Consider the following 25,679-nt stretch of genomic DNA (forward strand, 5'->3'; position numbering starts at 1 on the left):
ATGCACATGCTATATAATTGCAATCTTATAACTGCGAATTGCAAGCATAATATATATCTTTTCCTGGACGAAAAATACTTATGAATATAAAAAATATTAGCTTTTTAGGTGATATAATTAACTTACTATATATAGTTTGTTTGCAGGGGATTGTATCATGAAAAAGGTTGTATGTATGTTAGCTACGCTAGCTTTTATAGGTTCCATCAATGTTGTGTCCGCAGATGAGTTGATGAGATTCCGTCTTAATGGTAATTCTATTTATGATCAGCCTTATGGTGATCGAAATGAGTTCCCATGTCCCAATGGACTTGGTAGTTGTACTATAACTGATGAGGATTATAGAAGCACTCGTAAAGGTCAATCTCTAGAGGTGTTTGATACCCTATATGAGGCTAAGCAACATTTGAACTTTAAACCGCAGTTGCCAAGTGGTTTAGAGGGATTACGTCCCGTACATGTATCTATTGTGGATCACGATGTATTACAAGTTGTGTATGCCTATCATGAGCTTTTAAAAGGAATATATTTTGACCGTGTAGATGATATGCCGCAGTATATTAAATACCGAGTATCTACCGTATCAGGTAATATCGCAGGTGACTATAAGGATTATGTACCTCAGAAAACAGAGATTATAAATGGGATGACGATAACCTATCGAATGGTAGATGACGCTGTTTACTTAGCATCTTGGGAACATGAAGGACAAAATCATGTGTTCTTATTTAATGAGCCAGTTTCTGTTGAGCGTGCTAGAGAAATGATTAACAGTGTAGGTACTAATTAAGTTTATTGCTGTACTATCTTTTTAAGCCTGATTAGCTTATAATATACATATAAAGAGAGCCCATTAACGTGATTAGGGCGTTAGGCTCATCTAAAACTGAACAAAATTATGATGACGCCTAACGTGTTAGAGGACTGCACTCCTCTATACGTTAGGCGTTTATCGTTGTACTACTTAACTAGTGCAATGATAGTGACTACTGATAACAGAACTATGATAATTACATAGGTAACTTCATGATTTGTCATAGTATCACCTCCTCGCGGAGATGAACCTAACTCACGTCAACAGACTCTCTTCGTAATAAGTATAGCAAAATACTCTTTACACAAATAGCGATATACAGTCCTCTTTGGTGTGCTTCATATTAAAAATAACGGAGCTTATATGAACGCAGATAATTATAAGATTTCAACGTTGCCATATATAGAAAATGCTAGCAATGAGATAATGGAAAAGTACAATATAAAAGCGCAATATGAAACAGAACCGCCTCATGGAGATGCTATATATTCTATTTCTATAAAGGGGAAAGCATTGCCGTTTTGGATTTATGGTAGGGATGTTACTTTCATAGGTAGTAGTATGGTTATGGTAGAGTCTGTAAGATGCAAGACCTGGGATCCTATTGAAACCATCATTATTGATTTAGAGAATGATGTGTATGCTAGTTTAAAGGAATGGTATACAGATATTTCATTTGTTAATAATCGAATAGAACTTACTAATCAAGTTGTAAAAATGGATAAGAGAATACTAAATAATTTTGAGCATTTAGAGTGGATAAGCTTTTTAGATTGATTGCGTAGAGGTATGCTTTTGGATAGATACTTTCAAATAAAATAGCTGCCACAAATACGAAATAGACATCGTAATTTATGACAGCTGTTTTGGCAGTACATGGTCAATCTTATAGTGTAATTATTTAGTTATATTCTATTTTTTAAAAGCCTCACCGATGGAATAAATTCCGTCAAATAAGAAACCGAAGGCGATGAAATAGATAAATGCTTCACCAAAAGCGATCGGCTCGAATATGAGTAATAGGCCTAATAGTAAAAGAATTAGTGCAAGCCATTTTGCATTACGTCCCATGAGTGATACCATGCTGTCGGACTTTCTTGATTTAATGAAAATAAAGATGGCGTCAATTACCATCCAGATGCCGATTGTGGTTGGGAGTACTAATGGTAGGAATGCAAATCCGCCGGATATTAAATAGATACCGAATAGAGCATTGATAATGCCGCTGATAAGATACCAGCCGCTACGTAATTCAGACGATAACGTAAAATAATTTATAATAGAGCTGACCGCACTGACGAAAAAGATAATAGAAAAAAGCCAGGCAAAAGCTATGAGATTAATAACGGGATTTAAGAGTAAGAATATCCCCAGGATAATGCTTACAATACCCGATAAAATAAAGAAGAATTTGCTTGAACCACTCATAATAATTCCTCCAATCATTGGTACTGCTTATTTACAGTATGCATGAGATCATGGGGGATGTCAAATTGTAACGATAAAACTGTGTTTTCACAAAACTCACATGTCCATCCTGTTGACACAGTTCTATAGAATACCGTATAATACCTTTATATCTTAAATACGAGCTATGAATGGGTATAAAGGTTTACAGATCCTGCTTTCAGAGAGTTGCCGGTTGGTGCGAGGCAATAGAGGTTGTACGCTGACACTCTCCCGTGAGCTTCGGTGGCGAACGTTAGTAGTCATCGACGGTGGTTCCGTTATACCCGAAACGAGTCCCAATTAGGGTGGTACCGTGTTATGAATATAACGCCCCTTTGAGCAACGACGGTTGTTCTGAGGGGCTTTTTTATTTGTGAAAGTCTAGTAAATCACTGATTATATATGGTGTCGACATTGGCGATGTTACAAACTTTCACTATGGATAGATATAATAAAGTGTTATGTTTTATGAGGATAGAAAAGGTGGCTATTATGGAACAGAATCGCGTATATTTCTTCGATACAACCCTTCGTGATGGGGAACAAACACCAGGTGTATCTTTACAAACTCCTGAAAAAATTGAAATTGCGAAAGGCCTAGTACGCCTCGGCATCGACGTAATCGAGGCTGGCTTCCCAGCTGCATCCCCTGGAGATTTTGACGCGGTACAAACGATTGCCCGCGAGGTTAAAGGCACAACGATTTGTGGTTTGGCCCGTGCCAACGAAAAGGACGTGCAAAAGGTGGCTGATGCGTTGAAAGATGCAGAGCGCAGCCGTTTGCATGTGTTTATCGCTACATCCGAAATCCACATGAAATATAAATTGAAAATGACTCGTCAAGAGGTATTGGATCGCGTTAAATCTATCTTGGAATTTGCAAAAGGCAAATTTGATGAAATCGAATTCTCCGGTGAAGATGCGGCTCGTACAGACTTGGATTTCTTGTGTGAAGTATTCGGCGTGGCTATCGCTGGTGGCGCTACAATTATTAATGTACCAGATACCGTGGGGTACATGAACCCTAACGAATTTGGTGACAAAATCCGTTATATCAAAGAACATACACCAGGCATTGAAAATGCCATTATCTCCGTTCACTGTCATGATGATTTAGGCCTTGCTAATGCGAATACGTTAGCTGCTATTAAAGCAGGTGCACGTCAAGTAGAGGGCACAATTAATGGCCTAGGTGAACGTGCAGGCAATGTAGCAATTGAAGAGGTTGTTATGGCTCTTAAAACACGCCATGATTATTTCGATGACCTTCAAGTGAATATTGATACAAAACAATTTACGAAAGTATCTAAACTTGTGAGCCGTTTAACAGGTGTTGTAGTTCCTCCAAATAAACCAATTGTAGGTTCTAACGCCTTTGCTCATGAGTCTGGTATTCACCAACATGGTATGATGAGCAACCCTGAAACGTATGAAATCATGACGCCTGAATCCGTAGGTGCTGAAAAAACAGATCTCGTATTGGGTAAACACTCTGGTCGTCATGCCTTTGCCGATCATTTGGCAAAACTTGGATTCCAATCTTTCACAGAAGAGAAAATCAATGATCTCTTCGGTAAATTCAAAGAATTGGCAGACCGCAAAAAACAAGTATACGATGATGATATCGTAGCCCTCGTAGTAGATAATCTTCATCACAAAAAAGCATTCGAACTCGTGGCTCAATATTACAAATTGGGTGAAAAAGGCTATGCCTATGCTGACGTTCGTCTCATGACTCCAGAAGGTGAAAAAGCTGATGCTGCCGTTGGTGATGGTCCAGTAGACGCATCCCTTAAAGCGGTTGAACGTGTGGTCGGCTTGCCAATCAGCTTGAAAGATTACCAAATCCGCGCTATCACAGCTGGTAAAGATGCTCTTGGGGAAGCAACTCTCAAGGTAGAATATAACGGTCGCTTGTATCATGGACGTGGTATCAGCACCGATATCGTTAAATCAAGTGTAAATGCATATATTAATGCAGTAAACTCAGTATTCCTAGCTATGGAGCTAGAACAACAGGAGGAAGAATAATATGGGTATGACCATTACTGAAAAGAATATGGCTCGCCACGCGGGTCTTGATGTTGTAAAGCCAGGCCAAATCATCGAGTGTCATTTGGACGCGGTATTGATGAACGACATCACATTCCCACCGGCTCGCAAAGAGTTCTTAAAAATCGGCAAACCTGTATTTGATCGTCATAAAATCTACTTGGTGCCTGACCACTTTACGCCAAATAAAGATATTCAATCTGCTACACAAGCGAAAGTAATGCGTGATTTCGTACGCGAACATGGCATTACGAACTACTTTGAAGTTGGTCGTATGGGTATTGAGCACGTTATTTTGCCAGAAAAAGGGCTTATCGGTCCTGGTGAAATGATGATCGGTGCTGACTCCCATACTTGTACATATGGTGCGGTGAATGCATTCTCCACAGGCGTAGGCTCCACTGATGCAGGCGTTGCTATGGCAGAAGGTAAAACTTGGTTCAAAGTGCCTGAAACTATTAAGGTTGAGCTTATTGGCAAACCTAATAAATGGGTAACGGGGAAAGATGTAATTCTTGACTTGATTGGTCAAATCGGTGTAGACGGCGCTCGTTACATGGCTCTTGAATTCGCCGGCGAAGGCGTACAGCATATGACTATGGCTGACCGTCTTACAATTTGTAATATGGCTATCGAAGCGGGCGGTAAATGTGGCGTATTCCCTTACGACGCAATTACTGAAGAATACATCAAAGGTCGCGTAAATCGCCCTGTTGAGCCAATCACTCCAGATTCTGATGCAGCATATGCCCAAACTATTACAATCGATTTGTCCAAATTGCAGCCAGTTGTAGCATTCCCTCATTTGCCATCCAATACGCATTACATCAACGAAATCGACAAGGATATTAAAATCGATCAAGTTATCATCGGTTCTTGTACAAATGGCCGTTACGAAGACTTGGTAGCAGCTGCAGAAATCTTCAAAGGTCACAAAGTAGCTCCATTCGTTCGTTGTATCGTAATTCCTGGTTCCCAAGATGTATACGATCAAGCTATGAAAGATGGTTTGTTGGACATCTTCATTCAAGCTGACTGCGCAGTATCCACTCCAACATGTGGCCCTTGCCTTGGCGGTTACATGGGTATCATGGCTGAAGGGGAACGCACCGTTTCCACAACAAACCGTAACTTCCGTGGTCGTATGGGTCACGTTGATTCTGAAGTATATTTGGCAAGCCCTTACGTGGCGGCAGCAAGTGCTGTATTAGGCCGCATTGCAGGCCCTGAGGAGGTTTAATATGGATTTTGAAAGCAAGAAAATCTGGCGCTACGGCGACGATGTAGATACAGACGTAATCATTCCGGCTCGTTACTTGGCGATTGCTGACTGGAACGAATTGGCCGAACATGCGATGGAAGATATTGATACTACTTTCGCTCCCAATGTGAAAGCTGGCGAAATCATGGTAGCTGGTAAAAACTTTGGCTGTGGTTCCTCCCGTGAACACGCACCAGGCGTTATCAAAGCAAAAGGCGTGCCTGTTATCATTGCACACTCCTTTGCTCGTATCTTCTTCCGTAATGCTATCAACATCGGTTTACCAGTTGTGGAAATCGGCGAACAAGTAGATCGTATCGATGCTGGTGATGCAATCGGCGTAGACTTGTCTAAAGGTATCGTGTACAACTTGACGAAAAACGAACAATACCAAGGGACTGAATTGCCACAATTCATTCAAGACATTGCGGCAGCTGGTGGTCTTGTAAGTTTTGCTAAAAACCGTAAGTAGCAGGAGGAAACGAAACACGTATCTCAAGCCTCCAAAGCGAGCTAAGTCGGTTTCGACACGTGTTTCGTTTCCAACTGTTCTACTTTTGTGTAGCAAAACTTTAAATCCCTCTAGCTAACAATATCTTGAATGAATTTATGGCAGAGGGGGAATGAGGAGCGAGCTAAGTCGGTCTCAAGGCATATGCCAGCTCTTGTCCCATTAAGTTCTATTGCGGTTTCTTCGCAAAGGGCACTGGGGGAAGAGCATGAGGTTTACAATCTTTTACTATATGGAGAGGTAATATGAGCGAAAAGCGTATCGTATTGATTCCTGGTGATGGTATCGGTACTGAGATTATTGCGGCCGCGAAGGCTGTGTGTGGTGTGGCTTTTGAGAAAGCCGGTGTAAAGGTTAATTGGATTGATAAGAAAGCGGGCGGTGCGTCTATCGATGCGTATGGTGTGCCTTTGACTGAGGATACGATTGAGGCTTGTAAAGCGGCTGATGCTGTATTGCTCGGTGCTGTAGGCGGTCCTAAATGGGATAATGTCGATCCTTCTATCCGTCCTGAGAAAGCAATTCTAGGTCTTCGTAAGGAGCTTGGTTTGTTCTGTAATTTGCGTCCTGTAAAAATCTATCCATCCTTGCAAGAGTATTCTCCACTTAAAAAGGAACTCGTGCAAGATGTAGATTTCGTTATCGTTCGTGAGTTAACTGGCGGTATTTACTTCGGTGAACGGGAAGAGGCACAAGGTGAAGGTGCTAACGAGTTCGCTTGGGATAAAGAAACGTACAGCCGTTATGAAGTAGAGCGCATCATGGACATCGCTATGGAAACAGCTCGTAAACGTAACAAAAAGGTTGTATCCGTAGATAAAGCAAATGTATTGGCTTCTTCTCGTTTATGGCGTAAAATCGCTCAAGAGAAAGCCGCTGCTAATCCGGATATCGCAACAGATTACCTTTATGTAGATAATACAGCAATGCAACTCGTTGTAAATCCTGCACAGTTTGACGTTATCGTTACAACGAACTTATTTGGCGATATCTTGTCCGACGAAGGTGCTGTTATCTCTGGTTCCATCGGGCTTTTACCATCTGCATCTATGGGTACAGGTACTGCATTGTACGAGCCAATCCACGGATCCGCACCGGACATCATGGGCAAAAACTTGGCGAATCCGTTGGGTACAATCTTGTCCGCTGCGATGATGTGCCGTCATTCCCTTGATTTACCTCAAGTGGCTGACGCTATTGAAAGTGCTGTAGAACAAGTGCTCGTTGATGGTTACCGTACTGGCGATATCTACCGTGAAGGTTTGAAACGGGTAGGTACAACAGAAATGGCGCAAGCCGTAATTGAACGTTTATAAAAGTAATGAATTAAGATTTCTGAAAGTTATTAACGTGAGTTACGTCATTTTTAAAATCGTATTATAAGCGTTAAGATATAGGTATTATAATATATTTGTCCAATTAAATAAGAGGGGGTTGTAAGGCCCTCTCTTTTTTGTAGGACACTAGCGGTATACGTAGTTGTTCTTCATATATTAGAGTGCTATATTGGTAGATGAATGGCAAAATATTCTTTAAGGAGGCCTTTATGAATTCTTCAATGTATCGAAATTTAACCATTACTGCTTTATTGATGGCATTAGCCATCATGATTCCTATCGTGATGCCTTTGAAAGTTGTGATCCCACCGGCATCGTATACATTGGCGAGTCATGTTCCTATATTCTTAGCTATGTTCTTATCTAGAAAGATGGCAGCTTGTGTCGTGATAGGTTCTACGCTCGGCTTCTTTGTAGCAGGCTTCCCACTTGTTATCGTTATGCGCGCTGCATCTCATATCATCTTTGCCTTGATGGGGGCTTACTATATTAAACATCATCCAGGCGTATTAACAGGGGCTCTATCCTTTGTTGCGTTTAACCTTGCTTGTGCTATCGTTCACGCTATTGGTGAGGTACTAGCATGCCTATTGTTCTATACTACCACTACGATGCCAAACATTGATCTCATCTACGTTGTATTTGTTCTTGTAGGTGGCGGTACCATCGTTCATAGCTTGGTTGATGGATATATTGCATTATATATCTATAAAGCTATCCCTGGACTATCTAAATCGGGTAATAAATAATCATATAATTACATATACTCGTAACCACTCATGGGAAATCGATGTGTACTAATGTACGGCATGTGATTACCTATGAGTGGTTTTTATAATAATTCTCAAAACTGTACCTACAGGTACAGACTTAATTGTGTGATATCGATATAATAAAACTATAGTTAATGACCGATTTATGTTGTATCCATTGATATAACATTTGGCCATATATTTGGTATTATCGGTGAAAGTTGCTTCTATCATTCGTGTTTCTATATAGGTTCATTAAAAAATCTGAGTTAAGCACATCAACTTTCACAGAACATGGAGGTTATTATGAGAAAGCACATTAAAAACAACGTATCATGGGTTGGTAAAATCGACTGGGAATTGCAAGAGTTTCACGGTTCCGATTACACCATTAATAATGGGTCTAGCCAAAATGCCTATTTGATTGAAGAGGAGAAGACGGTCCTCATTGATACTGTATGGAAACCTCATTCCTCTGAGTTCATTGATAATTTGGAATCTGAAATTGATTTGAATACGATTGATTTCATCGTATGTAACCACGGCGAAGTAGATCACAGTGGCTCCTTGCCTGCTTTAATGGAAAAAATCCCTAATACGCCTATTTATTGTACGGAAAATGCTGTTAAGTCCTTGGTTGGTCAATATCATCACCCTGAATGGAACTTTAAAACCGTTAAAACAGGGGATTCCGTAGATGTTGGAAACGGAAAATCCTTGGTGTTCGTAGAAATGCGCATGCTTCACTGGCCTGATTCCATGGCGACGTATATGACAGGGGACAATATCTTGTTCTCCAACGATGCATTCGGTCAACATTTTGCCGTAGAAGAACTGTGGGCAGACAAGGCGGATCAATGCCGTCTATGGGAAGAGGCGATGAAGTATTACGCTAATATCTTGAACCCATTCTCTCCATTGGTAAAAGCCAAAGTTGAAGAAATTCAAAAACTCAATTTGCCAATCGATATCATCGCTACAAGTCATGGTGCAATTTGGCGCGAAAATCCAATGCAAATCGTAGAAAAATACTATGAATGGTCTCAAGCGTATCAAGAAGACCAAGTCACAATTGTATACGACACGATGTGGGATGGCACCAAGAAATTGGCCCATAAGATTGCTGAAGAAATTGCGAAACAATCCCCTGAAACACGTGTTAAGATTTTTAACATTAGCAAAACCAATAAAAATGACATCATGACGGAAGTTTTTAAGTCTAAAGCCATTGCTGTAGGGTCCCCAACAGTAGGTAATAGCGTATTATCTTCCGTAGCTGGTTGGCTCGATTTCTTGCGTGAGTTGAAATTTAAAAATAAAAAGGCTGCTGTATTCGGTACCTATGGTTGGTCTGGTGAATCTACAAAGGTACTCCGTGAAGAGTTGACTAAATATGGATTCTCTGTAGTAGAACCTGAAATCAAATGCAACTGGAACCCAGAAGAATCCGATTTTAATAAAGCAGAAGCACTTGTAAGCGCCTTATTAGCATAATTACATATAATAAAGAAAGATTCTTGTTATAAAACCCCTATTTTTGATATGTACCCCCTTTACTGGATAATCAGTAAAAGGGGTATTTTCATGAAGAATAGGGGCCTTCTTTTTTTAAACATATACATAAAATATTAGTCAATATAAATTGTATTTGTCATGTTTATTCTCATAACATTCTCGTTAGCGTTTTTTGGGGCACCGATTTGCATTGATAGATACTGGCGCTATAGAAATATAAAATTATAATAAAATGTTAAGTTGTTGATTAAATATACAAAACAGTTTAATTCACATATAATTCATGAATTAAGTGTGAATGTGAATTAATGAGGATATAAGGTATATTTTGCGTACTTATAAGGTGGTTATTTATTTATAAGTTATACAGTTTGTTATATGAGAAAAGTTTACAAAGTTGCGAAAAATTTAACTCATAAGGGGAAATAATGAGTAAAATTTATTTCCCTGTAAAGCTAGGAATAAAGCGGATTTTGATAGGTATAAAGACTTGGTAATTTGGTTTGTGTTAGAAAAAAGGGTTGTGTATATCGTAAAACTTTGATATTCTATGCGAGTAATCGACAATATAAATTTTTCTTAAACTGATATAGGGGTATTTCTTTATGCTAATTTAGAATATCACCTGTTCAGACCGAGGTGAGAGACGGAACATAGAGAGAATGAAAAATTGTATTGTAATTTGGATGATTTTTTAATTTAGTGAGGGTGTAAGATGAGAGAAATGAAACATTCCAAAAAATTAGCGTTTGCTGTATTAGCTGCTGTCACTGCTGTTGGTGCGAATGTTAATCCGGTAGACGCTGCTTCTGTTGTAATGGACAACACTAATGTTGTTACAGGTACTAATAATGCAGTTGCGTATGGTAGCGGTAATACTGTAAAAGAATCTGCTGCAAACTTCCGTGATCGTGATTATGAAAATGAGCCAGATGATGCTACAAAGAAAACTGGTGACTGGAAAAGTAATTCTGTTGCTATTGGTGTTAACAATACTGCTGCAGGTACCTCTGCATTAGCAATGGGTAATTCTTCCAAAGCGTTGATGAATGAATCTATTGCTATTGGTCATTCTGCTGAAGCACAACGTACATGGTCTACTGCTATTGGTACACGTGCAAAGGCTTCCGAAGTTCGCTCACAAGCTATTGGCTATGAAGCGTTAGCATCTGGCTATAAATCTAATGCGATTGGTTCTAGCGCACAAGCAACCAATAATCATTCTGTTGCTATGGGTTCCTCTGCTCTTGCATCTGGTGATCATGCTCAAGCATTTGGCGCTGGTGCACAGGCAACTAACGTGCGTTCTAATGCGTTTGGTTCTGATGCAAGTGCTACAGCTGACTATGCTATGGCGATTGGTGATCATGCAAATGCAACACATTTAAACTCTATCGCTTTAGGTACAGGTTCCACTACAAGTGAAGCTACAGCTCAAAGTAGTGCAACCATCGCTGGTCATACCTTTGGTGGCTTTGCTGGCGTAGGTTCTGCAGCTAATGGTTCCGTGTCTGTAGGTAAAGCTGGTGCTGAACGTCAAATTAAAAATGTTGCGGCTGGAGAAATCTCCGCTACTTCTACAGATGCTGTAAACGGTAGCCAATTATATTCCGTAGCTAATGATTTACAAACACAAATCAACAATTCCACACCTGGCCAAATTAATAACAATATTAAGAACTTGACTAATCGTGTTGGTACTGTTGAAAGACGTGTTAACAAAGTAGGCGCAGGTTCCGCTGCATTGGCTGCATTGCATCCATTGGACTTCAACCCAGATGACAAATGGACAATTGCTGCTGGTTATGGTCACTACCATAATGCTAACTCCGCTGCGTTGGGCGCATTCTACCGCCCTAACGAAGATACAATGTTCTCCGTTGGTGGCACTGTAGGTACTGGTGAAACTCAATTGAACGCAGGTGTATCTATTCGCCTAGGTAAACGTTCCCCTGAATCCCGTTCCCGCGTAGCTATGGGTCGTGAAATTGCTGAATTGAACGCACGTCTTCAAGATATGGAAAACAAATATAATAACTTGTTACAAATCTTGACTCCACATGCAATTGATCCAAGCAAAACTGCTGAATTCCCAGACGTTCCTCGCAACCACTGGGCTTACCAATATATTAGCCAATTGGCTGGTAATGGTATCCTTGTTGGCTACCCTGATGGCACATTCAAAGGCGATGTTAAGATGACTCGTTACGAATTCGCTACCATGTTGTACCGTGCACTTCAAAATGGTGCTCCTATTGACGACAACATGAAACGTGCATTGAATGAATTCGGTCCTGAATTACAAAATATTCGTCTTAACCACTTCCGTGTTGATCGTATTTCTGGTGATGATAACGATCGTCATAAAACTGAACGTGTTCGCGTTAATAACGAACCTAAAAATGAACGTGACGTATACGGTTCCCGTATATACAATAATCAATAGAATTAACTTTTCTAGAGTTTGTAAAAACTCAAAACAGGATGTATCTTTTGATACATCCTGTTTTTTTGTCTAATATGCTTTTGTATTATCTTATATGTTTTTTGAATACGTATTCTACTTTTAATGAAAAAAGATTTGTGAGATAAATGTCCCAATATTTGACGAAGCCTCTTTTATGCTCCTTTTCAGATGTTTTTCTTTATGTTATAATGAAATTTAAAAAAGACTGCCTTGATTTATATGGTTTTTCTACAAAACTTTTACAAATCAAAGTAGCCTTATTTTGTTTTCTAGCACTATAAATAGAATTGCATAATAATTAAGATTTTGGGGTTCTTGAATTATTATTATAATAATAATGTAATAATGATTTTAAAATATATACTTACCTGTTTTTGAAGAGGTGTTTTTGGCAGAGAGTATATATCTTTTATCTTAATATATAGTGTATTTTTAGTGTAATTAGTTAGTGTAACAGAAAAAATTTAGGAGGAGTGTTATGAACCGGATTTATAAAGTCATTTGGAGTCGGGTGAAAAAATGTTATGTGGTTGTTTCGGAATTTGCCAATAATCGTGGAAAAATCAGCGGAAGTGGTGGAACGAGTGCGTGTACTGTTTTATGTGCACTTGCATTGGTGGGAAGTATAGCACTGCCATTGAACACTGTTCATGCAGTAATTCCTGAAGGAACAGGATCAGGTATATCATTGGGAAATGGAACTGAGACAGGATCTGATCCTAATAATGTGGCAATAGGTGGTTATGCTAAGTCTTTAGGTGCAGTTGCTTTGGCGATAGGTGCTCATAGTAATTCTTCGGCTCAATATTCGACTGCTCTTGGTGGAGGCTCAAATGCTACGGCTCAAAATGCTACTGCTATTGGTGGCGTAGCATATGCATCAGCTAAAAATGCAGTTGCTGTAGGTGCAAATGCTAAAGCTTCTGGAGAATATGCTGCTGCTATTGGTGGAGACGCAAAAGCGGATAAGACTCATGCTATTGCTATTGGTAGCGTTGCTCATGCTCAAGAAGAATCTTCTTTGGCGATGGGAAGTTTAGCGAAAGCTACAAATACCTATGCTTATGCAATTGGTGGTAATGCGCAGGCAAAGGGAAGATGGTCTATTGCTATGGGAACAAATGCGGTGGCTGAAGATGATGCTAGTGTGGCGATTGGAACATGGTCAAATGCTACGAGTGGGCAGTCTGCAGCTGTTGGCTATCAAGCCAAAGCAAAAGCTTTAGGAGCAACGGCACTTGGTAGACTCACGAATGTTACTGCAGTAGATGGCACTGCCATAGGGTCTTCGACTTCTGTTACTGGATTAAATGGTACCTCAATAGGTAATAAGGCTAACGTAACAGTAAAGAATGGTGTAGCTATCGGTAATGAAGCAAATGCAAAGAATGAAAATGCTGTAGCTATCGGTTCTGGATCTGAAACTGCAACAGCAGTTGGTACTACGTCTGAAACGGTCAATGGAGAAATACATAATTTTGCAGGCATTAATCCTACTTCTACAGTAAGTGTTGGCAAGACAGGTGTAGAGCGTACCATTACTAACGTAGCAGCTGGACGTCTTTCTGCTACATCTACCGATGCTATAAATGGTAGCCAATTATATGCGGTGAATACTGAAGTGAATAAAGGCGTAGTGTATGCAGGTGATGTAAAGGCTGCAGGAGCTACGGATAATAAATTTATTCAAAGACTAGGTGCACAAACTAATGTTGTTGGCGGGGTAACAGATGTATCTAAATTGAGCGACAACAATATTGGTGTGGTATCCGATGGAATAAATACGCTGAATGTTAAATTGGCTAAAGAACTTAACAATCTGACTAGTGTAACAACTGGTAATACGGTTATGAATACTGACGGTGTGACTATTACCGGAGGTCCAAAAATCGTAAAAGATGGTATTAATGCGGGGAACAAACAGATTACAGGCGTTGCTAGCGGTGGAGATGTCATTACAAATGGTGCTAATATCGGAGATATCAACCGTATCGTTGATGCAAAGGATAAATACGTGACCGGTGGTACAGCAACTTATCAAGCTAATGGTGACGGCATTGCAAATCTAACCGGTACAAACGGTTTGACCGCTAATGTGACAGGCCTTAAAAATAACTTTGTTACAAGTGGTAGTGTATCCAATGATGGTAAAACTTTGACATTGGAACGTAACGATACAGGTAAAGTCAATGTTGATTTGAGTAATGTATTTACCGAAGTGGGAAAAGGGGACTATCGTTTGGTAGCAAACCCTGATTTAAATAGCCAAGGTAAATATAAAGTTGACAGTGATGGCAACATGGTATTGACTGTAGCTAATGATAAAGGCGATAAAAAACAAGTTACATTGACAGATATCGCATCCAAAGTACAACAAGATACCAATACAACAAATATCACAAATATCAATACTACTATTGCAAAAGGATTGAACTTCGCTGGTGATACTGGTACAGATATTAATAAGCAATTGGGTGATAAGTTATCTATTAAGGGTGGCGCTTCTGCGGACTTGACAGATAATAATATTGGTGTAGAATCTGATGGTACTCAACTAAATGTTAAACTTAAAAAAGATATTAACTTAGGACCTGATGGTAGCTTGGCTATCAATGGGAAGACTTATGTCAATAAAGATGGTTTGAATGCGGGTGGTCAAAAAATTACTAATGTAGCAGCAGGTACTGCTGGAACTGATGCTGTCAATGTGGATCAATTAAATGCCGCAATTGGTGGTACAGCCAAAGCAACAACTGTAAAAGCTAAAGATGCTAACGTAACCGTTACAGAAGGAGTTAACGCTGCTGGCGGTAAAGAATATACAGTTGGATTAGGCGATAAGATTACTCTCGGTTCAGATGCTGATAAACAAGTCGTTATAGATGGTACTACTGGTACGATTACAGCTGGAAATAAGGTTACAATTCATGGTACAACAGGTGATATTAAGGCGGGAATAGTTAAAATAACTGGCGCCGGTACGGTAAATGAATTGACTAACCGTATATGGGATATCGATAATCCTACAGTTGTACATGGTCAAGCAGCAACAGAAGACCAATTAAAATATGTTAGTGACGGTGTAAAAAATAATAAAAATGATATTACAAATATCAATAAAACCATTGTAAAAGGCTTAAACTTCAAAGGTGACGATACAACTGTTATCAATAAACAATTAGGTGAACAGTTAGATATCAAAGGTGGTGCCGATACTAATAAATTGTCTGATGACAATATTGGTGTAGTATCTGCAAATGGTGCGCTTAATGTTAAATTAGCAAAAGAATTGAAAAATCTGACTAGTGTAACTACCGGCGATACCGTTATGAATACGGATGGCTTGACTATAAATGGTGGTCCTAAGATTCTTAAGAACGGCATCGATGCAGGCAATAAGAAGATTACTAATGTAGCGGCTGGTACTGATAATACGGATGCAGTAAATGTTGGTCAACTGAAAGACGCTATTGCAGCAGGTAAGACTATTCTTAAAGATGGTAAAAATACAACTGTTGAAGGTGATGGCTCAGCTGCTAATCCTTACAAAGTTAATGTAAATGATGATCTAGTCCTTGGTAAGAAAGGTATTGATGGCAAAGACGGTTCCATCGGAGTTAACGGTAAAGATGGTTCAGCTGTTGTTATCAATGGTAAAGATGGATCTATTGGTTTGAATGGCAAGGATGGTAATAACGCTATTTCTATCAAGGGGGGCGACGGAAAATCTGGTATTGATGGCAAAAATATTACTCGCTTAGTAATCGAAGAAAAGAATGGCGACAAGCATGATGTTGCAACTTTAGATGACGGTATGAAGTATGGCGGAGATACAGGCGCTGTTATCAAGAAGAAACTTAACGAACAAGTGAATGTAGTTGGTGGTATTACCGATGTAAGTAAATTGACTACTGATGACAATATCGGTGTTATATCCGATGGTGATAGCAACTTAAAAGTTCGTCTAGCTAAGGACTTGAAAGGTTTGAACAGCGTAACTACCGGTGATACTGTTATGAATACTGATGGATTGACTATTAATGGTGGTCCCAAGATTGTTAAGACTGGTATCGATGCGGGTGGAAAGAAGATTACTAATGTCGCTGACGGTACTGATGTTACAGATGCAGTAAATGTGAGTCAATTGAGTAAAGCGGTAGCTGGTGCTACAACAAAACTAGAGAATGGTAAAAATACAACAGTAACTTCCATAACTAATAATGATGGATCTAAGACTTATAAAGTAAACCTCAATGATGATATTACTCTTGGAACAGATCCTAATAAGCAAATTTCTATTAAGGGTTCTGAAGGAACAATACAAGCAGGTAAAGTAACTGTTAATGGCACAGCTGGTACAGTGAATAATTTGACTAATAAGACCTGGGACCCTGCTAACATAACTAGTGGTCAAGCGGCAACAGAAGACCAATTGAAGGCTGTAGCTAATGGGGCAGGTAAATACTCTTCCGTATCGGAAGGTAACAATATTAGCGTAATTAAAGGGACAAATGCAATTGGTGGTGTAGACTATAAAGTATCTGTAATCGATACACCGACATTTAAATCTGTAACAACTGGTAATACCATAATGAACAATAATGGCTTGACAATTAAGAATGGTCCTAGCATCACAGAAACTGGTATCAATGCAGGTAATAAGAAAATCACCAATGTTGCAGCAGGTACGTCTGATTCGGATGCCGTTAATGTAAGTCAATTAAAAGAAATCGGTGGAAATATCAAGAATATTGATAGTCGTATGAATAGGGTTGGTGCAGGGGCAGCCGCATTGGCAGCACTTCACCCTCTAGATTTCGATCCTGATGATAAATGGGATATCGCTGCAGGCTATGGTAACTACAAAGATGCTCATGCAGCTTCAATCGGTGCATTCTATCGTCCAAATGAGGATACTCTATTTAGTGTAGGTGGTTCCTTCGGCGGCGGTGAAAATATGTTGAACGCTGGTGTTAGCATGAAAATCGGTCAAGGCAATCATGTGTCTACTTCTAGAGTAGCAATGGCGAAAGAAATCAAAGATCTTCGTGCTGAGCTTGAAAATGTGAAGGGCATACTCATGAAGGTTTCTGAGGGGAAACAGCTCAACTCCTTGGATTTGGATAAGATGCAACTTTTCCCAGATATACCTGAAAACCATTGGGCATACGACTATGTGGCGACATTAGCAGGTAATGGTATTATTGTGGGTTATCCAGACGGTAAATTTGGTGGAGATCGTATGATGACTCGTTATGAAATGGCTGCATTAATTTACAGGGCTATTCAAAACGGTGCTGTCGCCGATGATCAAATGGTTAGAGCACTTAAAGAATTCCAACCAGAACTTGAACGTATCAGAGTAGATACTATTTCTAAACATAAAGATGGTACGCCTGATATTCAACGTGTTCGCGTTATTAAAGGTCGCGGTTAATAGAATCGAAAGATTTTCATATGAGAAAAAATCTGTTTTATTGTGATTGGATGTCCAATGATAGGGCGTAAATATATCATTTATAACGTATATTTTTAAAAGTGTTTTAAAAAGATTTTGAGTTATGTCTCCTTATATGTATAATACTATTATTAAGGAGACATAATTTATTTTTGCTATCCGTCAAATATTACAATTTTATCTTATGAGTATTTTTTGACACCAATCATTTTATGGTTGGTGTCATTCTTTTTGATTAAAAATAGAATACGTAATATAAATCTATCAATATGGCGTAGTTGATAACTTATTTGTCTCAATAGTTTTATCTTGTTATTAGTTTCTTCTGTGTATATATTATGGCACTCCATATGAGATCCTCTTTATAGATATTATAATTTCATATAATATTTATGTAATTGTATTGCAAATAAATACATATAGGTGTATAATTACTTTCACAAAGTGAATTAATATTCGTAGCTTGTGAATAAAAATATAGATATGAGGGAAAGACCATGAAAGAATTTAGACAATTAACAGTTGCAGACACAGCAGAATATCATAAGGTATTAATCGATGGTTACGCAGCTATAAAAGACTATCCCATTAGCTTCGACGCTATTGATTTTACGGAAGAGGAATCTAAGGAATGGATTGAAAATTATCCTGTATACGGCTTGTATATTGATGGGCAATTAGTTAGTTCTATTACGTTTTGTATGCCTTGGGTGAAATACTCAACGCCGGATAAATATCCGCATATTGCTCATTTTGTAACGGCACCAGCTTTCAAAGGCAAAGGATATGCACGGGAAGTCTTGGGCTATGCAGAGGAGCTTTTAAAAGAACAGTTTAAAACACATATTGTTACACTAGGAACGGCTAAGGAACATCCGTGGTTGCCTAAAATGTATGAATCCTTTGGGTTTACGGCATATGATAAGGTTCATTTTAGAGGAAAACAGCATACAACTATATTATTCAAGAAAGAATTAAATTAATTAAGAAAGCGTTATATTAATTACGTAAATTACCTTGTACTCTATTTGAGTGTTTTATGCTCTGATCGCAGATCAGGGACATTCACTAAATTTAGATACAAGGTATTTTTTTGTGTAAGATTATGACTATTCAGTATATAATATATACATATAACGTATCTTTATGGTTATATGTGTTATGGATGATTTGTAGAAAGGATGTGTCCATATGTTGATTTTGTCTGGTATTTTAGTGATGGTCATCGGTCTGATGCTGCGCTTTAATGCCTTGTTAGTTGTCGTAGCCGCAGGCTTTGTAACGGGCCTTGCAGGTGGTCTCAGTATTAACAATATCGTTGGTGCTATTGGAGAGGCCTTTGTTAAAAATCGTTATATGTCATTATTTATTTTGATTTTACCTGTTATCGGTCTTATGGAACGTCACGGCTTGCGTGAACGGGCAGAAATTTTGATTGGCAAGATCAACGCTGCTACGGCAGGTCGTATCTTTATGATTTACTTATTTGTGCGTCAAGTAACTGTAGCCTTTGGCATTAACATGTCCGGTATGGTTGCTATGGTTCGTCCATTGATTGCTCCTATGAGTGAAGCTGCGGTAGCTCAAGGCCGTCCAGTATCTCAACGTACGCTTGATAAGGTGCGCGGTGTGGCTGCTTCTGCAGATAATATAGGTAACTTCTTCGGTCAAAACTTATTCCTTGCTGCTGGTGGGTTATTACTCATCAAAGGCGTTATGGAACAATTAGGTTATTCTGTAGAGTTAACAGATATGGTATTGTACGGATTGCCAACTGCTGTTTGTGCTTATATCGTTAACTTTATTCGCTTTATTATCTTTGATAAAACAATTCAAGCCTCTGTAGCTCGTGACGAAGCGGATATGAAAGCTGGTAAATTAGTACCTAATGAGTTAAATATTCTTGTTACACCAGAAGAATTGAAGAAGGAGGCTGAATAATATGTTAGAAATATTCTATAAAATGCAGCCCTTAGATTATGTATATCTTCTCGTAGGGATTATTCTATTTATCTTTGCTATTCAATCATTTTTAGATAAAGAACATAAATATCGCATTGGTACAGGCTTATTTTGGCTCTTATATAGCATATCCTTTATCTTTGGTTCTTATCTCTCCAAGGAAATTAATGGCTGGCTTGTAATTGCTATGGCAGCTATCGTATTAGTAAAACAACTCGGCAAAGGCCATTACTTTGAATCTCCTATCGAATTCAAAAAAGGCGAAGCTGTTCGTATTGGTAATGTTATCTTCGTACCAGCGTTACTTGTTGGTATTATTACATTCTTCATTGGTTTCTTTACTAAGTTAGGAGCTCTTGTTGGTCTAGGTATTGCCGCAATCATTGCTATGTGTGCTGCTCTTTATATTACAAAGGGCGAACTTAACCAAGGTTTCCATGAAGGCCGTCGACTTATCGATGCTATCAGTTGGACTGCTATTTTGTCCCAGTTATTAGCGGCTCTTGGGTATCTATTTAATTTGGCTGGCGTTGGTAAACTTATCTCCAGTGCAGTCGCAAGTGTAGTACCAGCAGATAATGTATTCCTCGTTGTTGTGGCTTACTGCATCGGTATGGTTATCTTTACAATGATTATGGGTAACGCGTTTGCCGCATTTGCGATGATTACAAGTGCCATCGGTATCCCAATGCTCGTTGTAGCTCATGGTGCTAACCCAGCAGCTGTCGGTGCTATTGCAATGCTTGCTGGCTATTGCGGTACTTTGATGACACCTATGGCGGCCAACTTTAATATTGTACCGGTAGCACTCCTTGAAATGCGCGATCAATACGGCGTTATTAAAGCACAACTTCCAATTGCATTGATTATGCTCGTATTGAATATTCTATTAATGTATTACTTTATTTAACCCTTTTGTGAAAGTACGATATGCTTATGAAACTATATGATATATCCTTCTAAGATTATGTATCATATTTGATTATTCTAATGAACCATAAGATATCGTTATGAGGTAGTGTGATGAAAACAATTTTAATTACCGGCTTTGATCCATTCGGCGGTGAACCTATTAATCCCGCTTGGGAAGCGGTAAAAACAATGGATGGTTATACTGATGGTGACTACAAGGTAGTGACTCAAATGGTTCCTACTATTCGTTATAAATCTGTTGATACTGTAAAAGCAGCGGCTGAAGAGTGCCAACCAGATTTCATTCTCTGTGTAGGTCAAGCAGGGGGTCGCCCAGATATTACAGTGGAACGCGTTGCTATTAACTGCGATGACTTCCGCATTCCGGACAATGGAGGCAACCAACCTGAAGATGAACCTGTTGTAGCCGATGGTCCTAGTGCCTATTTTGCAACGTTGCCAATTAAAAACATTGTTAACGCATTGCATCAAAATGGCATTCCTGCAAAGGTTTCTAATACAGCTGGTACCTTTGTATGCAATCACTTGATGTATGGCGTGTGTCATTATGCAGCACAAAAAGGCAATATTAAGGCGGGCTTCATGCACATTCCATACTTGCCATCCCAAGTGGTGGATAAACCAAATCAACCAAGCATGGCTGTTGAAACTGTACGTGCCACATTGGAAACCATCGTTCATGTATTAGCTCATGGTGAAAGTTACAAGGCACAAGATATTAACTATACAACACCTCACGAATAAAAATATTACCAATACTAGTGTTTGTTTAATACACATAATTTAAATAAAGCTCGAGTTATATCTAGAAACGATATAACTTGAGATTTTTGTTTGTAATAGATATTATAAATTTTAAATACCCACTATTGACATAGGTTTTTAAATAATATAATATAGGCTTATATTCATATTAAGTTAGTAGGAATAATTGAGGAATATCACAGAAGCTTTCACCATGAAAAGTGGAATAAAGCTAATGGGGATGACCTTTATAAGGAGTATAGAATGAGTGAACACGTAGATGTAAGTAAAATCAAGGATCCTACCATTGCGGCGGCTCGTAAAGAAGTTGAGTTCCAACGTGCTATGAATCCTTGTCCCATCGATTTTTCTGAGTTTCAATCTAGTAACCCTCGTTCTCAAGGGGAGCAGAAGGAGTATGAAGGTAAAGATGCATCGAATTTTAACCGTCGTCAAAAATATTCTGATAGCGAAGAACCTCAATTCACAACACCTTTTGGCAGTGAACCAGGGTTTCTACCTGTAGAAAAGGACCGTTACCGCCTTGTATGGTCTAAGCATTGTCCTTGGGCCCATCGCATTGCAATTGCCATCGATTTACTTGGCTTAGATAAAGTGATTTCAAAAGGCACGGTTGATCCATTGCGTCCTGCAGGTGTAATTGCAGACTGGTTCTTTACCCTTGATAAGGATGAAAAGGACCCTGTATTGGGCATTCACTCCTTAGGTGAAGCGTACCGCAAAGGCGACCCTAACTACGATGCACGCTCCACAGTACCAGCTATCGTAGATGTTACAACAGGTGCTGTTGTAAATAATGACTACCATGCGTTGACTACAGAATTGGCATTGGGTTTTAAAGATTTTGTGTCCCCTGATGCACCAGATATTTATCCTGAGGAATTGCGTGCCGACATCGATGCATTGAATGTTATCATCTATGCTGACTTCAACTTGGCTGTAAATCTAGCAGCCCTCGTAACGAACCAAAAAGATTACGAATATTACTATGACCGCATTTTTGCTCGCTTAGACTGGCTTGAAGAACGCCTTAGCAAGCAACGTTACTTGATGGGCGACACAATCACAGACCCAGATATTCGTATTTTCCCAACATTGGCTCGTTTTGACCTTGTATTCTACCAAAAATACTTGGTGAATAAGAAACGTCTTGTAGACTATCCAAATCTTTGGAACTATGCGAAGGACTTGTACTCCAATCCAGCATTTGGTGGTACTACAGACTTCGACTCTATGCGTAAACGCTTCTACTATGTAGACCATACGCCATTTGAAGACCTACCACGCCTCGTTCCAAAAGGTCCAGACGACTCCATTTGGTTAGAACCAAATGACCGTGCTGAAAAATTTGGTAAATAATAGATTGTATAGATAACTGAAAGGGGGCCCCATGGATTTAGTAACACAGACGATTGTGAACCACATAGAACAAACGGATGTGACGAACCGTGAGGACCTCCTGTCAGTGGCTCGCATTGCTTTTCTAGATTATTTGGCATCTCTAGCGCCGGCTGAGACGGAACAGGCCGTTCAAGATTTGGCTCGGTTCATCGAGACTAATGGAGAAAACGTATCTAAAGCCGATAAAGCTTTGTATTATGGTTTTGCTTCGCATTATCTTGATTTTGATGATGCCCAGGCAAATTTGGCAGGTCATTTCAGTACTGTTTTATATTCTGCTTTGTTGGCAGTGCTCGAGCCGTATGATACATGGCATGATTTCCTTCGTGCCTATATCATCGGAGCCGAGTTAGAGGGGATTATTGGTTCCCTTATTAATCCTGCCCATCGGACCCAAGGATGGCATTCTACGGGGACCGTTGGTGTTATTGGGGCGGCGGCCGCTATAGGCGCTTTGCGAGGCCTTCATGGTGAAAGCTTGGCTCAGCTCCTGTCTTTGGCTGCCACACAATCGGCAGGCATGTTCTTTCAAAGTGGTACAGATGGTAAGCCTCTCCATGCGGGACTAGCAGCACGCAATGGCGTATGGGCTTACGAACTGTTACAACATACATCACTTAAAACAAGCACAAAACCATTTGACCCTGAACGGGGTTGGTTTAAAATTATCGGTAAAACTACCGTTACATCAAATGACATCGCTAGCCGTTGGCTAGCACCAGGGCAACTCATTGATCCTGGTTTGTGGATGAAAGTCCATCCCTATTGCTCGGCTGCTATTTGTGGCGCTGAAGCGGCAGAAGTCGTGGCACATAGACTATATACATCTTCTTCGTATGTGTCTAAACACAACTACCTTTCACCAGATACAGAGGAACAAGATCAATGTAGATTATGTACCACCCCCAATTTCTCCCTTTGGGATGAGATAGATCGAGTGACTGTTCATTTCCCGCCTGGTGCTGATGCGGCATTGCGTTATACATCGCCAACAACAGGTCGAGAAGGGCAGTTTTCCATAGAGTACATCGTGTACCAAGTTCTCGCGTATGGGGCGGTACAGGATGAATTATTCAAGATAGATATCATAGACTCATCAATACGAGACTATATGTCACGAATTGAGCGTGTTTATGACTTACCGAAGGTATCCCAAACAGAGCGGATTACGAAAGTAACCGTTATATTGAAAAATGGAGATACTTTCACAGAAACGGTGAACAATCCGAAAGGATCACCGAATAATCCTCTCACTATGGAGGATATACGCATAAAATTAGGCCTTACCTTGAAGGCTGACCAAATAGATAGAATCATTGAGGCTTTTACCCATACAGATGAGGTTGAGCCATTCCTGCAAACATTGCGAAAAGAAGGAGTTTTACATGTTTAATACAAAGAAATTGACGAAATTATTTGCTATTGGCGCGTTGGCACTAGGCGTGCTTGTGGTGGCTGGTTGCGGTGACGATACATCTAAGGATGCAAAGGTAAATCCTGATGCTAAAGTAATTAACGTAGCTACACGCGGTACAGTTCGCCCCTATTCCTATACAGATGATAATGGCAACCTTACTGGTTTTGACGTAGAATTGTTGAAAGAAATTGAGCGTCGTAATCCAGACCTTCACTTCAACTTCAAGCCAATGGCCGTTGATGCTGCCTTTGTAGCAATGGATGCAGGCCAAGTGGACATGATTGCAAACCAAATGCGTCGCAACCCGACACGTGAAGCAAAATTCTACTACACAAATGAGGTTAACAACTACTCTACACGTAAATTAGTAGTTAAAAACGATCGCAACGACATCTCTAAATTGGATGATTTGAAAGGCAAAAAAATCGCCGTTACCACATCCTCTGAGTTCAACGAATTAGTAAAACAATTCAACGAAACAGCAAATCCTCAAATCGAGGTTATCTATACAGATAAAGCGGGTGCTGAAACGTTGAACCTTGTTGCTACAGGCCGTGCTGATGCAGCCGGTGAATACGAATACGTTATTAATTCTGCCATTAAAGATCGTGGCTTGCCACTTAAAGCCGTAGGCGATGTATTGGCCGTAGTACCAACTTATTTCTTGTCTAAACGTACAGATGACATGAAACAAGTAAACGAAAAAATCGATAAAACTATGAAAGAAATGCGTGCAGATGGTACGTTGAAAAAACTTTCTGAACAATATCTTGGTGGGGATTACACATTCGATCCAACACAAAAATAACGGATAGGCCGCCTTGGCGGCCTTATTCTATTATGTCTAGAAGCGAGGTGCTACTGTGGGCAAGTATTTTGATGTGTCCTACATGATCCAAGCGTTTCCACAGCTCTTGAATTATGTGCATGTAACGGTATTAATCACCGTTATTTCTGCCATCTTAGGTGTTATTTTGGGCTCTATCATAGCCATCATTCGCCTCAAGAAGGTACCAGTATTAAACCAATTATTTATCGTATTTATCTCCTTTATGCGGGGCACTCCGTTCTTGGTACAGCTCTTCCTTATTTACTTTGGGGTACCAGAAATCATGTCCCACATGGGGCTTAACATGAAAAATGTGCCAGGCCTCGTATTCGTATACGCCGTATTTACATTGCACATTGCAGCTTACAGCGCTGAAATCATGCGCTCCAGTATTGATGCGGTGGCTCCTGGTGAGAAGGAAGCCGCTAAAAGTCTTGGTATGACCGAGTTCCAAAGCTATGTGCGCATCATCTTGCCGCAGGCTTTCACCATGAGCATTCCACCGTTGACGAACCTCGTTATCGGCATGTTGAAAGGGACGGCGCTCATTTTTAACGTCGGCGTTGTGGATATGATGCGTAAGGCGGACCTCATGGGCGGCAATAGTCAGCGCTATCTTGAGCTATTCGTCGATGCGGCCATCATTTATGGTATTCTAATTATCATCGTGTCTCTCTTGGGCCGATTGCTTGAAAAACGTTTTACCGTTGCGGGCAAGGAAACGCAACGCATTTTGATCAGTGAGGAGTAGGGGCG

General features: G+C 39.8%; 19 protein-coding genes and 1 other annotated feature. Of the genes, 18 read left to right on the forward strand and 1 reads right to left on the reverse strand.

The window, feature by feature from the left end; translation table 11 throughout:
- Positions 1–157: 157 nt before the first annotated feature.
- Entirely contained in the window at positions 158–790 is a 633-nt protein-coding gene (locus HMPREF0873_RS06835; protein ID WP_038125738.1) for a hypothetical protein, read from the forward strand.
- Positions 791–1,177: 387 nt separating this feature from the next.
- Positions 1,178–1,591, forward strand: a complete 414-nt coding sequence (locus HMPREF0873_RS06840) for a hypothetical protein (protein WP_024062104.1) — start codon at positions 1,178–1,180, stop codon at positions 1,589–1,591.
- A gap of 135 nt (positions 1,592–1,726) precedes the next feature.
- Here the strand turns inward: HMPREF0873_RS06840 and HMPREF0873_RS06845 are convergent, their stop codons facing one another.
- On the reverse strand, positions 1,727–2,242 hold the full coding sequence (locus HMPREF0873_RS06845; RefSeq protein WP_008603296.1) for a DUF308 domain-containing protein: 516 nt from the start codon (positions 2,240–2,242) through the stop codon (positions 1,727–1,729).
- Between the two features lie 157 nt (positions 2,243–2,399).
- Positions 2,400–2,601 (forward strand) — a binding site (T-box leader).
- A 154-nt stretch (positions 2,602–2,755) separates the two neighbouring features.
- On the opposite strand from HMPREF0873_RS06845, the gene HMPREF0873_RS06850 reads away from it, so the two are divergent.
- The 16 genes from HMPREF0873_RS06850 (at position 2,756) to HMPREF0873_RS06925 (ending at position 25,674) form a co-directional block, all read left to right on the forward strand.
- Positions 2,756–4,294: a 2-isopropylmalate synthase gene (locus tag HMPREF0873_RS06850; protein WP_038125739.1), complete on the forward strand. Its 1,539-nt coding sequence runs from the start codon at positions 2,756–2,758 to the stop codon at positions 4,292–4,294.
- 1 nt (position 4,295) lies between these two features.
- Positions 4,296–5,555 carry a 3-isopropylmalate dehydratase large subunit gene (gene leuC / locus HMPREF0873_RS06855; protein ID WP_008715131.1) on the forward strand — a complete coding sequence of 420 codons (1,260 nt, stop codon included), beginning with the start codon at positions 4,296–4,298 and terminating at the stop codon, positions 5,553–5,555.
- 1 nt (position 5,556) lies between these two features.
- Positions 5,557–6,048 carry a 3-isopropylmalate dehydratase small subunit gene (locus tag HMPREF0873_RS06860; RefSeq protein WP_008603290.1) on the forward strand — a complete coding sequence of 164 codons (492 nt, stop codon included), beginning with the start codon at positions 5,557–5,559 and terminating at the stop codon, positions 6,046–6,048.
- Positions 6,049–6,332: 284 nt separating this feature from the next.
- A complete protein-coding gene (gene leuB, locus HMPREF0873_RS06865) occupies positions 6,333–7,403 on the forward strand; it encodes a 3-isopropylmalate dehydrogenase (protein WP_008715132.1) in 1,071 nt (356 codons plus the stop codon).
- Positions 7,404–7,633: 230 nt separating this feature from the next.
- Positions 7,634–8,173 carry a hypothetical protein gene (locus HMPREF0873_RS06870; protein WP_012863703.1) on the forward strand — a complete coding sequence of 180 codons (540 nt, stop codon included), beginning with the start codon at positions 7,634–7,636 and terminating at the stop codon, positions 8,171–8,173.
- 309 nt (positions 8,174–8,482) lie between these two features.
- Positions 8,483–9,670, forward strand: coding sequence for a flavodoxin domain-containing protein (locus tag HMPREF0873_RS06875; protein ID WP_038125740.1), 1,188 nt, complete (start codon positions 8,483–8,485; stop codon positions 9,668–9,670).
- A 736-nt stretch (positions 9,671–10,406) separates the two neighbouring features.
- Positions 10,407–12,137, forward strand: a complete 1,731-nt coding sequence (locus HMPREF0873_RS06880) for an S-layer homology domain-containing protein (protein WP_008715135.1) — start codon at positions 10,407–10,409, stop codon at positions 12,135–12,137.
- Between the two features lie 499 nt (positions 12,138–12,636).
- Positions 12,637–17,595, forward strand: a complete 4,959-nt coding sequence (locus HMPREF0873_RS06885) for an ESPR-type extended signal peptide-containing protein (protein ID WP_008715136.1) — start codon at positions 12,637–12,639, stop codon at positions 17,593–17,595.
- Positions 17,596–18,113: 518 nt separating this feature from the next.
- On the forward strand, positions 18,114–18,599 hold the full coding sequence (locus HMPREF0873_RS06890) for a GNAT family N-acetyltransferase (protein WP_004694271.1): 486 nt from the start codon (positions 18,114–18,116) through the stop codon (positions 18,597–18,599).
- 208 nt (positions 18,600–18,807) lie between these two features.
- The gene (locus HMPREF0873_RS06895; protein WP_008715137.1) at positions 18,808–19,557 is read left to right on the forward strand and encodes a DUF969 domain-containing protein; all 750 of its coding nucleotides are present in this window, start codon (positions 18,808–18,810) and stop codon (positions 19,555–19,557) included.
- A gap of 1 nt (position 19,558) precedes the next feature.
- Positions 19,559–20,488 (forward strand): DUF979 domain-containing protein, encoded by a 930-nt coding sequence (locus tag HMPREF0873_RS06900; RefSeq protein ID WP_008715139.1) that lies wholly within the window; start codon positions 19,559–19,561, stop codon positions 20,486–20,488.
- 113 nt (positions 20,489–20,601) lie between these two features.
- Positions 20,602–21,255, forward strand: coding sequence for a pyroglutamyl-peptidase I (gene pcp, locus HMPREF0873_RS06905; protein WP_008715146.1), 654 nt, complete (start codon positions 20,602–20,604; stop codon positions 21,253–21,255).
- A gap of 264 nt (positions 21,256–21,519) precedes the next feature.
- Complete coding sequence (locus HMPREF0873_RS06910) at positions 21,520–22,635, forward strand: glutathione S-transferase C-terminal domain-containing protein (protein ID WP_024062820.1); 1,116 nt, start codon at positions 21,520–21,522, stop codon at positions 22,633–22,635.
- A gap of 31 nt (positions 22,636–22,666) precedes the next feature.
- Positions 22,667–24,070, forward strand: coding sequence for an MmgE/PrpD family protein (locus tag HMPREF0873_RS06915; protein ID WP_008715148.1), 1,404 nt, complete (start codon positions 22,667–22,669; stop codon positions 24,068–24,070).
- Positions 24,063–24,902, forward strand: coding sequence for a transporter substrate-binding domain-containing protein (locus HMPREF0873_RS06920; protein WP_008715149.1), 840 nt, complete (start codon positions 24,063–24,065; stop codon positions 24,900–24,902). Before HMPREF0873_RS06915 ends, HMPREF0873_RS06920 begins: the two co-directional genes overlap by 8 nt.
- Before the next feature lie 55 nt (positions 24,903–24,957).
- Entirely contained in the window at positions 24,958–25,674 is a 717-nt protein-coding gene (locus HMPREF0873_RS06925; protein ID WP_004697693.1) for an amino acid ABC transporter permease, read from the forward strand.
- Positions 25,675–25,679 lie beyond the last annotated feature (5 nt).

Origin of the sequence: Veillonella sp. 3_1_44, assembly GCF_000163715.1 — a bacterium.
In the GTDB taxonomy this organism is placed as follows: Bacteria; Bacillota; Negativicutes; order Veillonellales; family Veillonellaceae; genus Veillonella; species Veillonella parvula_A.

Excerpts from the sequence above, each read along its gene's own strand:
- HMPREF0873_RS06835 (WP_038125738.1), top strand. The coding sequence starts at position 158 with ATGAAAAAGGTTGTATGTATGTTAGCTACGCTAGCTTTTATAGGTTCC.
- HMPREF0873_RS06840 (WP_024062104.1), top strand. The coding sequence starts at position 1,178 with ATGAACGCAGATAATTATAAGATTTCAACGTTGCCATATATAGAAAAT.
- HMPREF0873_RS06845 (WP_008603296.1), bottom strand. The coding sequence starts at position 2,242 with ATGAGTGGTTCAAGCAAATTCTTCTTTATTTTATCGGGTATTGTAAGC.
- HMPREF0873_RS06850 (WP_038125739.1), top strand. The coding sequence starts at position 2,756 with ATGGAACAGAATCGCGTATATTTCTTCGATACAACCCTTCGTGATGGG.
- leuC (WP_008715131.1), top strand. The coding sequence starts at position 4,296 with ATGGGTATGACCATTACTGAAAAGAATATGGCTCGCCACGCGGGTCTT.
- HMPREF0873_RS06860 (WP_008603290.1), top strand. The coding sequence starts at position 5,557 with ATGGATTTTGAAAGCAAGAAAATCTGGCGCTACGGCGACGATGTAGAT.
- leuB (WP_008715132.1), top strand. The coding sequence starts at position 6,333 with ATGAGCGAAAAGCGTATCGTATTGATTCCTGGTGATGGTATCGGTACT.
- HMPREF0873_RS06870 (WP_012863703.1), top strand. The coding sequence starts at position 7,634 with ATGAATTCTTCAATGTATCGAAATTTAACCATTACTGCTTTATTGATG.
- HMPREF0873_RS06875 (WP_038125740.1), top strand. The coding sequence starts at position 8,483 with ATGAGAAAGCACATTAAAAACAACGTATCATGGGTTGGTAAAATCGAC.
- HMPREF0873_RS06880 (WP_008715135.1), top strand. The coding sequence starts at position 10,407 with ATGAGAGAAATGAAACATTCCAAAAAATTAGCGTTTGCTGTATTAGCT.
- HMPREF0873_RS06885 (WP_008715136.1), top strand. The coding sequence starts at position 12,637 with ATGAACCGGATTTATAAAGTCATTTGGAGTCGGGTGAAAAAATGTTAT.
- HMPREF0873_RS06890 (WP_004694271.1), top strand. The coding sequence starts at position 18,114 with ATGAAAGAATTTAGACAATTAACAGTTGCAGACACAGCAGAATATCAT.
- HMPREF0873_RS06895 (WP_008715137.1), top strand. The coding sequence starts at position 18,808 with ATGTTGATTTTGTCTGGTATTTTAGTGATGGTCATCGGTCTGATGCTG.
- HMPREF0873_RS06900 (WP_008715139.1), top strand. The coding sequence starts at position 19,559 with ATGTTAGAAATATTCTATAAAATGCAGCCCTTAGATTATGTATATCTT.
- pcp (WP_008715146.1), top strand. The coding sequence starts at position 20,602 with ATGAAAACAATTTTAATTACCGGCTTTGATCCATTCGGCGGTGAACCT.
- HMPREF0873_RS06910 (WP_024062820.1), top strand. The coding sequence starts at position 21,520 with ATGAGTGAACACGTAGATGTAAGTAAAATCAAGGATCCTACCATTGCG.
- HMPREF0873_RS06915 (WP_008715148.1), top strand. The coding sequence starts at position 22,667 with ATGGATTTAGTAACACAGACGATTGTGAACCACATAGAACAAACGGAT.
- HMPREF0873_RS06920 (WP_008715149.1), top strand. The coding sequence starts at position 24,063 with ATGTTTAATACAAAGAAATTGACGAAATTATTTGCTATTGGCGCGTTG.